Origin of the sequence: Pseudomonas antarctica (assembly GCF_900624995.1) — a bacterium.
GTDB lineage: Bacteria > Pseudomonadota > Gammaproteobacteria > Pseudomonadales > Pseudomonadaceae > Aquipseudomonas > Aquipseudomonas antarctica.
Genome location: NZ_UYXQ01000034.1, coordinates 24,847 through 38,164 on the forward strand (window position 1 = coordinate 24,847; position 13,318 = coordinate 38,164).

12 protein-coding genes are annotated in these 13,318 nt (G+C 60.7%); 3 read left to right on the forward strand and 9 right to left on the reverse strand.

What is annotated here, in order from left to right:
• Positions 1 to 54: 54 nt before the first annotated feature.
• Positions 55 to 2,391: a putative bifunctional diguanylate cyclase/phosphodiesterase gene (locus E0F99_RS17470; protein WP_083359956.1), complete on the reverse strand. Its 2,337-nt coding sequence runs from the start codon at positions 2,389 to 2,391 to the stop codon at positions 55 to 57.
• A gap of 323 nt (positions 2,392 to 2,714) precedes the next feature.
• Between E0F99_RS17470 and E0F99_RS17475 the strand changes: the two genes are divergently transcribed.
• Both E0F99_RS17475 and E0F99_RS17480 read left to right on the forward strand, forming a co-directional pair.
• Positions 2,715 to 3,290 (forward strand): hypothetical protein, encoded by a 576-nt coding sequence (locus E0F99_RS17475; RefSeq protein WP_083359957.1) that lies wholly within the window; start codon positions 2,715 to 2,717, stop codon positions 3,288 to 3,290.
• Positions 3,291 to 3,484: 194 nt separating this feature from the next.
• The gene (locus E0F99_RS17480) at positions 3,485 to 3,886 is read left to right on the forward strand and encodes a hypothetical protein (RefSeq protein ID WP_083359958.1); all 402 of its coding nucleotides are present in this window, start codon (positions 3,485 to 3,487) and stop codon (positions 3,884 to 3,886) included.
• Positions 3,887 to 3,966: 80 nt separating this feature from the next.
• Here the strand turns inward: E0F99_RS17480 and E0F99_RS17485 are convergent, their stop codons facing one another.
• The 8 genes from E0F99_RS17485 to E0F99_RS17520 all read right to left on the reverse strand — a co-directional run bounded on the left by E0F99_RS17485 (position 3,967) and on the right by E0F99_RS17520 (position 11,606).
• Entirely contained in the window at positions 3,967 to 5,145 is a 1,179-nt protein-coding gene (locus E0F99_RS17485) for an ABC transporter substrate-binding protein (RefSeq protein WP_083359959.1), read from the reverse strand.
• A complete protein-coding gene (locus E0F99_RS17490) occupies positions 5,142 to 6,116 on the reverse strand; it encodes a CobW family GTP-binding protein (protein ID WP_083359960.1) in 975 nt (324 codons plus the stop codon). The genes E0F99_RS17485 and E0F99_RS17490 overlap by 4 nt, the downstream gene beginning before the upstream one ends.
• The gene (locus E0F99_RS17495; RefSeq protein ID WP_083359961.1) at positions 6,113 to 6,409 is read right to left on the reverse strand and encodes a hypothetical protein; all 297 of its coding nucleotides are present in this window, start codon (positions 6,407 to 6,409) and stop codon (positions 6,113 to 6,115) included. Before E0F99_RS17495 ends, E0F99_RS17490 begins: the two co-directional genes overlap by 4 nt.
• A 13-nt stretch (positions 6,410 to 6,422) precedes the next feature.
• Entirely contained in the window at positions 6,423 to 7,172 is a 750-nt protein-coding gene (locus tag E0F99_RS17500) for an SDR family NAD(P)-dependent oxidoreductase (protein ID WP_083359962.1), read from the reverse strand.
• A gap of 72 nt (positions 7,173 to 7,244) precedes the next feature.
• Positions 7,245 to 8,006 (reverse strand): SDR family NAD(P)-dependent oxidoreductase, encoded by a 762-nt coding sequence (locus E0F99_RS17505; RefSeq protein ID WP_083359963.1) that lies wholly within the window; start codon positions 8,004 to 8,006, stop codon positions 7,245 to 7,247.
• Positions 8,007 to 8,016: 10 nt separating this feature from the next.
• Positions 8,017 to 9,357: an MFS transporter gene (locus E0F99_RS17510; protein ID WP_083359964.1), complete on the reverse strand. Its 1,341-nt coding sequence runs from the start codon at positions 9,355 to 9,357 to the stop codon at positions 8,017 to 8,019.
• A gap of 27 nt (positions 9,358 to 9,384) precedes the next feature.
• Positions 9,385 to 10,263 carry a polysaccharide deacetylase family protein gene (locus E0F99_RS17515; RefSeq protein WP_083359965.1) on the reverse strand — a complete coding sequence of 293 codons (879 nt, stop codon included), beginning with the start codon at positions 10,261 to 10,263 and terminating at the stop codon, positions 9,385 to 9,387.
• An 11-nt stretch (positions 10,264 to 10,274) separates the two neighbouring features.
• Positions 10,275 to 11,606: an amidase gene (locus E0F99_RS17520; protein ID WP_083359966.1), complete on the reverse strand. Its 1,332-nt coding sequence runs from the start codon at positions 11,604 to 11,606 to the stop codon at positions 10,275 to 10,277.
• A gap of 351 nt (positions 11,607 to 11,957) precedes the next feature.
• Between E0F99_RS17520 and E0F99_RS17525 the strand changes: the two genes are divergently transcribed.
• Entirely contained in the window at positions 11,958 to 12,947 is a 990-nt protein-coding gene (locus E0F99_RS17525) for a GntR family transcriptional regulator (RefSeq protein WP_083359967.1), read from the forward strand.
• The last annotated feature ends 371 nt before the right edge of the window (positions 12,948 to 13,318 follow it).

Consider the following 13,318-nt stretch of genomic DNA (forward strand, 5'->3'; position numbering starts at 1 on the left):
GTGGGAGGGGCTTGCTCCCACAGGGTGGGTTAGGGGGTGTTCTGGAGATCGGGTTTACACAGCAATCCGCGCGCGCCGCATCCACCTCTCGAACGCCATGGCGGTCAACGGCCGACTGATCAGGTAACCCTGGGCCGTGTCGCATTTCCACTGCTTGAGCAACTTCAGACTGGGCTCGAACTCCACCCCTTCCGCCACCACCTTGAGCCCCAGGTTGTGGCTCATTTCGATGGTCGAACGCACGATCACACCGTCACCGCTGGCGCTGTCGAGGTTGCGGATGAACGACTGATCGATCTTCAATTCCTGCACCGGCAAACGCTGCAATTGCGCCAGCGACGAATAACCGGTGCCGAAGTCATCCACCGACAGGCTGATGCCGCAACTGCGCAGTTGCACAAGCACACTGAGGGCCTGCTGCGGGTTGTGCATGATCGCGCTTTCGGTGATCTCGAAAATCAGATGCTCGGCCGATACCTGGTATTGCATCAACAACGCAGTGACGCGAATGGCCAGGTCATCATCAGCCAGGTCGTCCACCGAAATGTTCACTGAGAGCTGCATGTGCAACCCGCGCTGGGCCCAATCGGCAATCTGGCGGATGGCTTCCTCGATCACCCACAGCGTCAGGCCCCCCATGCTGCCGGTGCGCTCGGCCAACGGAATGAATTCGGCAGGTGACACCTGACCCAGCGTCGAATGCTGCCAACGCAGCAAGGCTTCAGCCTGGCGTACATGCCCCTGGTTGAGGTCAAGCTTGGGCTGGTAGCACAGAAATAATTCACCCTCGACGACCGCGCGGCGCAGGTCGCGGATCAGCGTGATCTGGCGCTGGTGCGCCAGGTCGCGGTCTTGTTGATAGATCTGCATATGCCCGGGCAAGCTCGCCGCATCGTGCCGGGCAATGGCCGCGCGACTGAGCAGTTCTTCCACCTGCTGGCCGTCGGCTGGGTAGGCGGCGATGCCGATACTGACTTCATGGCGCACTTCGTCGTTACCGATGCGCTGGGGCTCGGTGAGCAGCCCGTAAAGACGGTCAGCGCGGGCCACGGCGCGATCGATCTCGGTGTTTTCCAGTAACAGCAGAAACTCACTGCCGGCGATACGTGCCGCGGTGTCGCTGGCCAACAGGCTCATGGACAAACATCGGCTGGCTTCGCGCAGCATTTCCTCTACGCCCTGAGGGCCAAAGCCTTCGTTGATCAGCCGGTAGTTTTCAATCCCCAGGTACAGCAGCACCACCGGCCGCCGCGCACTGATCGCGCTGCCCAGGCGCTCCATGGCCAGGGCGCGGTTGGGCAAACCGGTGAGCGGGTCATGCAGGGCGTTATGGGCTAACTGTCGCTCGCGCACGGCAATGCCGCTTTGCATGGCGTTGAAGGCACGGGCCAATAAGCCGAACTCGTCATGGCTGCGTACCCGTACCGGCGTGTGGTAATCGCCGTCGCCAATCCGCTCGGCGGCTTCGACCAAGGCGTTGAGCGGCCGGGAGACGCGCCGCGCCAGCAATAGAGCGGCCGCCAGCGATACCAACAGCACCGCCACGGCAATCCCGAGAAACTGTCGGTCCAGCGGCGCAAAGGATTCCAAGGCGTGGTCCAGTGGGCTTTGCAGCAACACGCGGACCTCATCGCCCTCCCCCGTGTTGGCCAGTGGCAATACCTGGCTGAGCACGCGTTGCCCGTGAAATAGGCTGATCTGCGCATCAGGGTTCAGATGTACTTCGTGCAGCATGTGGATGATGGCGGCCTGATAAGCGTGCGGCTGAGTACTGAACAACTCGCCGACGTGGCCGTCCTGCACGCTGAGGAACGACACTTCGAGGTTGCTCATTGAACGCAGTTCATTGGCGAACAGCTTGCCCATGGGGAAGCCCATGACCACGCGAGCGATGGGCTGCGGGTCGAACACTTCTTCCTGCACCAGCAAATAGGGCTGGCCGTCCATGGCGACGATGAGCATCTGCTGGCCACTGCGCCGCGCATGGCGCAAGGCCTCCTCATAGACAAACGGCTCGCCCTGCACCGGCACAGGCAAGGTGCTAGCCATGACTTTGCCGTTCAGGCCCAACACAAACACTTCAGTGGAATGGATACCGGTGCCATGCCGACGCAGCGCGGCCAGGATCGATTCGGCCTTGCCTTCGATCACCGCTTGTTTGAACGGGCCATCGACGGTGAGCCAGTCCAACCCGTACTGCAGACGACGCCCGCGCAAGTCCAACAAGCGCTCAAAGACTTGGATGCCTGTATTGAGCTGGACCTGGGCCTGGTTTTCCACGGCACGGGTGGTGGCGGCCTTGACCGCAAAATAGGTGGCGGCCACGACGACCAGCAGCAACAGCGCCAAGACCCCGGCAATGCGGGTCTGGAAGGTGTGGCGCCATTTCATTGCAGCGGCCTGCGGCAGCGCTCGCCGCTCTGTGCCCTTGGGTCCTTTTGTCATACGCATCCCTGACGACTGCTGATCTGGCGTCAAAAAAACATCTACTTTAATTGAATATCCGGTTCTAGCAGATTAGCTGGGAGTTGGGATATGTACACCCAATAAAGCCTGGAAACTAGCCGTCACATTATTGGCGACAGCCCGCTGTCTTTAGGACGCGATTCATGCACATAAATATCCGTTTTCCGACACTTGGCGTCCGACGGTGTTCGTAGAATCCTGATTCGAGCTATGAAAATATCGACTTTCTTTTCCCCGAGGAAGTGGCGATGCGCTATTTGAAGATAACAGCACAAGACGACTACGATAACGATGTAATCGACGCCGTCTATTTAGAGTTTTTTGATGGCGTAAATGCTAAGACTGTGGCTGAAGCACTGGTCATGAATACGCCGGAACACGACCATGGAAGTTTAAAGTGGGTGCTGGCCGACGACATTAATGGTAACGGCGTCAGCAATACCGTCGATGATGCGTTGGCACGCGCCTTGGCCAAAAGTTTTCTCCAGTTCCAATGGTGGAAGGTTGATCAGCCGTTTAACCGCTACCTTGAAATCCTTGCGGAAGACCTTGACCTTGACGGCAAGCCCGACCTGGTCCGGCTGAGGTTTCATGAAGGCGAAGGGGCACCAACCGATGAGACCTTGGTCGAAGCCGCCGCCTGTGTCTTTCTCAATGACCCTGCCGGACGTTATGTCACGCTCAACGCAGATGTAAATGGGGATTGGAAAACCGACCCCTGGGATACCACGCTCGTGGTGGACATGGCGCGTCTCTTTCTGAAGTGCGACTGGAATAACGTTCACGTGGCAAAACCCTGCACGTTTGCCCCTACAACGTTGTAGTCGCTGGACTGCTCGGGCGTCGTCTTACTTATAGGGTTTTTATGCGCTACTTAATCATATGTGCCCATGATGTCTATGACAGCGATAAGCCTGATGTGGTGTGCCTGGATTTTTAAGATGATATCCTCGCGAAGCCTCTTACTCTAAAAGCCACACTGTTCGATATAAACAGTGACGGCAAACTTGATTGGAACTTGGCCGACGACATCAATAATAACGGCCTTGCCAACAAACTGGATGAAGTGAAGGCGCTCGCGTTCGCCCAACAGGTCATTGAGTTCAACTGGTTTAGCCTGGATGCGCCCTTCGATAAATACCTCAAGGTGTTTGCCGAAGAGTTCGATGCCAATGGCATACCTGATACCGTGCGCCTGCATGTTCATCAGGGCGAGGGCGAGTCTCGCGATGAAACCATTGCCAGCACGGCGGCTTTTTATACCTGCGGTGACGGTTCCGGTAGCGGCACCACGGTGAGCTGGGATGTGAATAACAACGGCAACATCAATGTCGCGGACACCGAACTGGTCCGTCGTTTCTGTAGAAATTTTCGGGTGTTCGGCTGGCACGATGCACGCCGATCCCAGCCGTCGATATAACCGTGTAAATCGATTACTTCTCGCCCCAAAAAACCAGAGGTGACTAGAGGGCCGGCATTGCGGCCCTTTTTATGGACTCATCACCCCACGGCCCGAGCGCGCAGAAACTCCCCCCAACGGCGGACCAGGTAATTGTGCTCATCCATCACCGAATTCCATACTGCAATGTGTCCCATGCGTTGCTCATAGGAACCCCCATCGCGCACATCACCGATATCGATCAACGGTAACCCATCACTCCCCAACAGCGCTTCGCGGGCAGGTTTACCGGCGTACCAATAGTCCCACTCGGCGCGACTCAAATGATCTCGGGTTTGGGCCGGATTGCCGATGTAATAACCCTGGCGCGCCATCACCGCTCCCGGCCAACCCGACAGCCACCAATTCAGATAGGCATACGCCGCATCCAGCACCGGGCCCTGGGCATGACGCGACAATGACAAGCCGCCAAACCAGGCGCGATAACCCTCGCGGGGCACCGCCAAGCGGTATTTCCCGCCCGCACGGTGCAGGCGCATCAAGGTCGGCGACCACAAACTCTGGATATCCACGCTAGGACTGAGCATCAACTGCGCCGCCTCTTCGTCATCCGACCAGAACGCCGCAAAGTGCCCCTCCTTCTGCTTGCGCACCAGAATGTCGGCAAGCACATCGATCTCTTCGATGCTCATATTGCCGATGTCTTTGAAGTGCGCCAGCCCCGCGCCCTGCACTGCCAACGCAGCATCCAGGGCGCCAATGGCGGCATCACTTTGCAACGCGGTACGCGCACGCCAGGCCGGGTCAAGCAGCCAGCCCCAGCTTTCATTGCCGTGGCTGAACCCTTCGGGCAGTCGCTCGGGGCGGTAAACAAAACTGTCGGCGTTGTGCGTCAGCGGCAACATGCTGATGCGCTCGGTCACCGTGCTGCCGAGGCTGCCGTCGTGCTGCACGAACAGCCGCTCGCTGGGCACACTGCCGCTGCCCAGGCGGTCGTTGGCCGACAGCCGACCACGTTTGGGCAGGTCGTTGATCTCATGCCACAGCGCAATGCGTCGCGTGTCGATGGGCTGAATCGCCCGCGCCGGCCACACGAAGTCGACGTTGTGGAACCACTGGTCGTACAGGTCATAGCTCCCAGGCTGCATCACGGCGATGCGCTGGGCCTGCGCGACATCGTGCACCTGATACACCAGGCGAATACCCAACTCTTGCTCGGCCCGCACGCGCAAGCATTCCAGCAACGTCACGGAGGTACCCAGCACGCGCAACGTAATCATGCTGCGAACCGTCGCGAGAACACGTCGAAAGAGCGCCGCAACAGCACCGGATCGAGGCCACGCAGGATAAATACCAATCGGGACTGGCGGTCGGTGCCCGGCCACGCGGGCAAGTGCACTGGGGCATGGAGGCAGTGCTGCACGCCATGAATGACAATGGGGGCCGAGCTTGCGTTCACGTTAAGCAGTCCTTTGACGCGAAGGATTCGTTCGCCATGGCATCTTAACAGCATCGACAACCACACCCCGAAGCCAACCCAATCGAGCGGCTGGTCGAAGTTCAGGCAGCAGACTTGCGCAGCGCCGTGGGTCGCCGTGTGGGGTTGATACAGCTGCCAGCGGCTGACTTCCACGGCGGGCTCGGCGCCGCGCAAACCTTCGCCGAGCAGCAGTTGGTCGCCGCTGTGAATGTCATGGGTATTGAGGATCGGCGTGCCGGCATTCAGCGCCTGCAAGTGCGCGCGCAACGCCACGCAATCGCCTGCCAGGTCAGTCTTGCTCAACAGCAACCGGTCTGCCGCCGCCACCTGGGCCAGCCATTCCGGGTGCAAGCGCTCCTGAAGCTCGGCGTGGCTGGCGTCGACCAGCGTAATCACCAGGCCGATATGGAAACGTCCGCGCAGCTGTATGTCGTTGTTCAACGTGGCGAGGATCGGCGCCGGGTCGGCAAGGCCCGTGGTTTCCAGGATAACGCGTTTGAAGGCCGGGATTTCACCGCGTTCACGGCGTTGCAACAAGCCGAGCAGCGCGTCTTTCAACTCGCCGCGAATCGAACAACACACGCAGCCGCTTGGAAGTAACACGGTGTCTGGCGCGACTTCTTCCACCAGCAAATGGTCGATGCCGACATCGCCGAACTCATTGATCAACAGCGCCGTGTCACCGAGGCTTTCGCCTTGCAGAAGGCGCTGGAGCAAGGTGGTTTTGCCGCTGCCGAGAAAGCCGGTGATGACGTTAAGGGCAAGGCTCATGAAGACTCCAGGTGATCAAGCAGACGTGGGTCAAGCGGATCCAACGGGCGGCCAAGCATGGTTTCAGCCGCCTGCCAGAGTTGATCCAACCCACTCGCCAACGCCTGCTTGCCGGTGGCGCCTAACAACAGATAAGAAGCGCCCTGGAAATCTTCGACCTTGAGCCGAAAAACCGCCAACACTTGGTTGATCGCCGCAATCCGGCGCAAGCGTTCGCGGCGCCTGGGCAGTTCATCGCCCAAAGGGTCGCTCCAGTGCAGCTCTTCGCCGAGCAGCCCGCAGAGTCCGCACATGGCTACACCTCACTCATGGCATGACATCGCCGGCGTTCGGGCCAAGCGTTTGGCCGACGAACAGGTTGCCACCTGGCTCACTGGCGAGTAACACGGCGGTGGGCGCCACCTCATCGGCCAAGCCGAAGCGGCCCAGGGGCAGTTCGCCAGCCTTGGCGCGCTTCCAGTCGTCGCTGATGCCGCCCACCAGCGGTGTTTCGATAGGGCCGGGCGCGATGGCGTTGACCAGCACATTGTCCTTGGCCACTTCCAGCGCCAGGGATTTGGTGAAACCGATTACGCCAGCCTTGGCAGCGGCGTAGTGGGTCAGCTCGGCGCCGCCCTTGATGCCCAGTTGCGAGGCAACATTGATGATCCGCCCCCAGCGCTGCGCGAGCATGTGCGGCAAGGCGCGCTGGCTGGCGACAAACACGCTGGTGAGGTCGACGCGCAGCATGTCGTTCCACATCTCGATGGACAGGTCGACGCAGCGCGCCTGGGTGAGCATGCCAGCGTTGTTGACCAGAATATCAATGCCGCCAAACTGCTCGACGCAACGGTCGACACTGGCCTGGGCGCCTTCGACAGTGCCGACATCGGCCAGGCACTCGACTACTTCGGCGCCGAGGCTGCGGCAGGTGATGGCGGTTTCTGCAAGGCTGGCGGCGTTGCGGTCGGCCAGCAGTAAGCGCGCGCCTTCGCCAGCGTAAGCCCGGGCGATGGCGGCGCCAATGCCACTGCCTGCGCCGGTAATGACAGCGCGGCGGTGAGTGAGTTGCGGCATGTAAATTCTCCTGAAACAAGCACGGTCCCAATGTGCGAGGGGCTTGCCCCTCCCACCGTTAAATCCAGTGCATCAGTCGGGCCAGCGTACAGTTAGCCCACCGTCGATGACGATGCTCTGCCCAGTCAAATAACTCGACGCCTCACTGGTCAAGAACTGCACCAGCGACGCCACCTCATCCGCCCGCCCTACCCGGCCCAACGGAATCGCGCGCGCAGCCTTCGCCAGCCCTTCAGGCCCCAAGGAGTTCTTCGCATCCAACGACTGCGGCGTCTCGATCAACCCGGGAATCACCGCATTGCAACGAATCCCCAACGGCGCCAACTCCACCGCTAGCGACCGGCACAACCCCGGCACTCCGGCCTTGGCTGCCGCGTAGTGGCTGTGTTCCTGCCAGCCGTACACGCCACCGGCAATCGACGAAATCGCCACCAGAGCGCCGCCCTCGTTCATATGCCGAGTCGCGGCGCGGAAGGTGCGCATCACCCCTGTGAGGTCGACATTGAGCATCTCGTTCCACCGCTCATCAGTCATTTCCAGCAACGGCGCGCGACGCAATAAACCGGCATTGGCCACCGCGTAATCCAGGCGGCCGAAATGCTGCACCGCTTGTGCGGCCAACGCGTCTACCGAGGCGGTATCGCCCACGTCCAACGGCAACATCAGGCACTCACCGCAGGCTTCTTCCACGAGGGCTACGGTGGTGTGCGGGTCATGCGGATCAGCCGGGTAATACCCGCCGACCACCGCCACACCACTGCGTGCATACGCCACGGCAAGGGCTTGGCCAATGCCACTGGCGGCACCGGTAATCAAGGCAACTTTACGGCTCATCAAACACTCCTTACTGAACGGTTTCCGGGCGCACATGGCGTGCGGCAAACATCAAGGCGCCGGACAAAAAGCACGGCAGCGCGCCGAACCACAGCGCGGCAGTCTGCCAGTCGCTGCCGGCGGACAATACTTGGGTGGCGCCGAAGCCTGCGACCACCGCACCAATGGGGCCCATGGCATGGATAATCGCGCCGCCGGTAGCGCGAATACTGGTAGGGAAGCTCTCGCTGATAAAGAACAGCGCCGCCGAGTACGGCCCGATCAGGAAGAACAGGCCCAGGCTGTACAGGCCGACCACCATCGGCATATTGCTCGGGCCGAACAGCATCCCGGCAAATGCCAGCCCGCCGAGCATCCAGCCCAGGCCAATGACGTTGCGGCGGCCGATCCTGTCGCCCATCCAGCCGTGGGTCAGGTAGCCGCAGTAACCCACCAGGTTCGACAGCACGAGGATAATCAGCGAGTTCTCGAACGAGAGGTGGTGCACGCTGACAATCACCGAGGTGCCAAGCACACTGAACACCTGGATCGCCGCCCAGTTGAGCAACAGCGCGGCGCCGATCACCAGCGTGGCGCGACGCGCAGGGCCACGAAAAGCGGCTTTGAGGCCGGCCTTGCTGTGTTCGTCGTAATCCACGCCGTAGGTCACGGCGACGTTCTGCGCTTCCTTCACCGCGCCGCTTTTACGCAGTTCGCTGATACGTTGGTGAATCTGGAACTGCGGGCTCTCCTTGAGCTTGCGCGCCATGATCGCAATCACAATCGCCGGAATGGCCGCGAAGATAAAGCAACCCTGCCATCCAATAATGGGCAGCAACAGCGCGGTCAAACCGGCAGCGATCAACGCACCGACCGGCCAGCCGCCCTGCACCAGGCTGTAGATAAACCCACGGCGCTTGGTCAGTCGCGGGTCTTCAGAAGCGCCATATAGCTCGCTCAGATACGTGGCGTTGACCGTTTCTTCGGCATAGCCAAGACCGCCCAACGAACGGATCAAAATCAGCGGCGACTTGCCCCACGCCCCACCAATCGCGGTGAGTGCCGAGCACAGCGCAGACCCGGCCACGGTAAAAATAATGCCTTTGCGGCGGCCCAGCTTGTCGACGACAGGGCCAATAGCAAAGGCGACCACCGCCGTGCCCACCGCCACCCAGGTCGCGATTTCAGCTTGCTCCACTTCTCCCCAACCGAAGTGCCGGCCGATCTCCGGCAGCAAGGTGCCGAACAGGATGAAGTCATACACTGCAAACACCCAGGCGAAAAACGCGATCCAGGTGGCGAAGCGCACTTCCTGTGACGTCAGTTGCCGGGGTTTCCAGCCAGTCAGGTCAAGCTTGTTGTAGATAGACATAGATCGCGCCTCGGGGGTGGGTTTGGGTCAGGAACGCGGTTGGCGGCGGATAAAGTCGTCGGCGATTTCGTCGAAGGTGACGAAGCGCACGCCGGCATGGCTCTGGATATGTTCGATCAAGCGTTCGAGCATCAGCAGCACTTGCGGGCGGCCGGACACGTCGGGGTGGATGGTCATGGTGAACACCGCGTGCTCGTGCTCGCGGTAGACCCAGTCGAACTGGTCGCGCCACATTTCTTCGAGGTGGCGCGGGTTGACGAAACCGTGGCTGTTGGGGGCTTTTTTGATAAACATCATCGGCGGCAAGTCGTCGAGGTACCAGTTGGCCGGGATCTCCACCAAGTCGGTTTCTTGACCGCGCACCAAGGGTTTCATCCAGGTATCGGGGTGCTGGCTGTAGTCGATCTTGGTCCAGCTGTCACCCTTGCGTACGTAGTAGGGGTGGAAGTCGTTGTGCATCAGGCTGTGGTCGTACTTGATGCCTTTTTTCAGCAGCAGCTCGTTGGTGACCTTGCTGAATTCCCACCATGGCGCGACGTAGCCGGTGGGACGTTTGCCGGTGACTTGGGTGATCAGTTCGATGGACTTGTCGAGCACGATTTCTTCCTGCTCAGCCGTCATCGCGATGGGGTTTTCGTGGCTGTAGCCGTGCACACCGATTTCGTGGCCAGCGTCGGCCACCGCCTTCATCTGCTCGGGGAAGGTTTCCATCGAGTGGCCCGGGATAAACCAGGTGGTGCGCAGGCCGTAACGCTCGAACAATTTGAGCAGGCGCGGCGCGCCGATTTCACCGGCGAACAGACCACGGGAAATGTCGTCAGGCGAGTCTTCGCCGCCATAGGAACCGAGCCAGCCGGCGACGGCGTCAACGTCGACGCCAAATGCACAGAGAATGTCTTTAGCCATGGTGTGTCTCCTTAAATAGTCATTACAGATTCGACGGACAACGCCGTACGCAACAGGCGTGCGTCTTCCCCCGTCGGGGCACTGAGCAGCAACCCGGTGGGCAGGCCCAGGGCGTCGCGCCCGCTGGGCAAGGCAACGCCCGGCATGTCGAGCAAGCTGCCGGGCATGGTCAGGCGCAAGGTGGCGAGGTTGGTTTTTACGAACAGGTCGTCATCGGCTTCCAGCGGGGCCAACGGTGGGGCGACATGGGCAACGGTCGGAGTGATCAGAACAGCGCCCTCGAGCTCGTCGACCAGTTGAAGTTGCAGGCGCCGGCGCGCGTCGGTCAGGTGCAGCAACTGGCTGGCGGGCAATGAACGCGCGGCTTCGAGGCGGCGGCGCACGCGCGGGTCGAGTTGCTCGGCATCGCGGCTGTCGAGCAAGGCTTCGTGCAAGGCGAAGGCTTCGAACGAGCCGAGCCAGCCGCATTGCTTGATCAGGTTGAGAGTGGCCTGGAAGGTGGCCGACGCACGCACCTCGATCAGTGCGCCGGCGGCTTTGAGTTGGTCCACCGTGCGCAGCAGATTGTTGCGTACGGCGGGCTCGATGTCTTCCAGTGTTCCTTGCTCAAGCACAAAGCGCTGGCCCTTGAGGCTGCGTGGGCTATGGGTTTGCGTGCGGCCGTTGAGTAAGTCGTCGATGGCCAGCGCATCCCGCACGCTGCGGGTCAGCGGGCCGAGGCTGTCGAGGGTGTGCGCCAGCGGGAAAACACCGTCGCGGCTGTAGCGCCGGCAACTGCTGCGGTAGCCCACCACACCATTGAGCGCAGCCGGAATACGGATCGAGCCGGCGGTGTCGGTGCCCATGGCGATCGGTACGATCCCGGCAGCCACGGCGACGGCCGACCCCGACGATGAACCGCCGGGAATGCGCGGTTGATCGCCGCTGTGGGGATTGTAAGGCGTGCCAAAATGCGGGTTCAGGCCCAGACCGGAGTACGCCAGTTCGCTGAGGTTGGTCTTGCCCAGGCTGACCATCCCGGCGCGGCACAGCAGCCCCACGCTCGGCGCGTCGAGCAAGGCCGCTGGCGCTTCGCGACGGTAGGCGGCGCCCGCGGTGGTAATACTGCCGGCGACATCAAACAGATCTTTCCAGGCCAGGGGCACACCATCGAACACGCTCAAGGGCTGGCCGGCTCGCCAGCGCGCTGCGGAGGCTTCAGCTTCGCGGCGGGCGCGCTCGGCGCTCAGGCAGATAAACACGCTCGGGGCCATGCTCGCGTGCACAAGTGCCTGTTCGAAGACTTGCACCGGGTCGCTGCGACCACTGGCGAAAGCTTCGGCCATTGACGTGGCGTCTGACATCAGAGTACACCTCATAAAACGTACATATTAATAAAATGTACGTTTTATAAAGGCAGCTTTCGTGCCAGTCTCTTGGCATCGGCTTTTACGCGAATGGGGTTTCTCGCCAAGAGCTACGGACTAGATGGTTTTGTAGGAAGCAACATTACCCGACCCAAACGCCGGAAAAGACTCGCAATGAAATAATGTATCTTTTATTAATAAGTACATTTTGGTGCAGAAAAGTAACAGCGCGACGGGCAAGGCCCCAAAAAAGTGCCACTGACGTGGCGCAGAGTGACAGGTGCATCTATGAGAGAATCCACGTCCTACGTCCTACACAACTCAGAACTCCTCACGTCAGAGAATGCGATGAAAGCAGTGTCCGCCTCGGCCTCCCGTTACGCGATGATTCACCAAGTGTTGCGTGACGCGATCGTCAACGGCACAGCACGCCACGGGTTGGTCTTGCTGGAAGCGCCGCTGGCCGAGTTGTTCGGCACCAGCCGGGTGCCGGTGCGCAAGGCGTTGGACCTGCTGCACGACGAGGGCCTGATCTGTCGCTTCAACGGCCGCGGTTACCTGATCAACCCCGAAGGCCTGGCCATGGAACCGCTACGTCTGCCCTTGAGCCACACGCACCTGGGCCTCAATGGCGACGACGAACTGGTGGACACCCGGCCGTTGGGCGAACGGATCGTCGAGGAAATCGGCGCGGCACTGTCCACCTGCATTGCCTTCGGCCACTACCGGCTGGATGAGCAAGCCGCCGCCGACCACTATGGCGTCAGCCGCGCCGTGGTACGTGAAGCGCTGATGCGCCTGCGCGACCGTGGCCTGGTGGAAAAAGAACCCTACTCACAATGGCTGGCGGGGCCGCTGACCGCGCGCGAAGTCACCGAAGACTACCAATTGCGCGCCTGCCTGGAACCTGAAGCACTGCGCCAGAGCGCACCGAACCTCGACCGTGGAATGCTCGAGGCCATGTTGCAGCGCGTGCTGGCTGCCGAGGAAAGTCCGCAGTGCAGCCTGGAAGCCATCGAGCAAATCGAAGAGGACTTGCACCAGGGCTGCCTCGCTGGCCTGCAAAACCGCAAGATCGCCGCGCTGATTCGCCAGGGCCAGAGCCCGATGATCATCAGCCGAATTTTCTACCGTTTACTGGGGATAGGCGCAGATCCCGCCATGCTCGCCGAACATCGCTTAATTCTGGAACTATTGCTGCACGGCGCCTTCGATGCGGCGGCGCTGAATTTGCGTGAGCATTTGCAACGGGCCAGTCAGCGTATGTTGCAGCGTTTGAAGGTGTTGTCGGTGCTACCGGAACAGCCGATTCCCGCCTACCTCCACAAGATCAGCTGACCCCACGCGCTCTGAAATGTGGGAGCTGGTTTGCCTGCGATAGCGGTCTGCCAGCCAACACATCAGTGGCTGATGCACCGCCATCGCAGCATAGGTATCTACACATCTTTTTATGGGTTGAATGCTTTGGTTGTCGCGGGGGCGCGAGGGCGCGGGGTACATATCCGTTATTTGGGTAACGGCGGCTATGGGTTCCGCTCTTACAGCGGGTCACTTTTGAAAGAGCGCAAAAGTAACCAAAACGCTCTTGCCCCACCACTCGGCACCTCGCCTAGGCTCGGTGTGCCCTCACGCAGGCTTTGGACCGTGGGCCGCCGCCATGGGCCATCCTTGGCCCATCGCGGCTAAACCGGCGTCCTGCCGGTTTACCC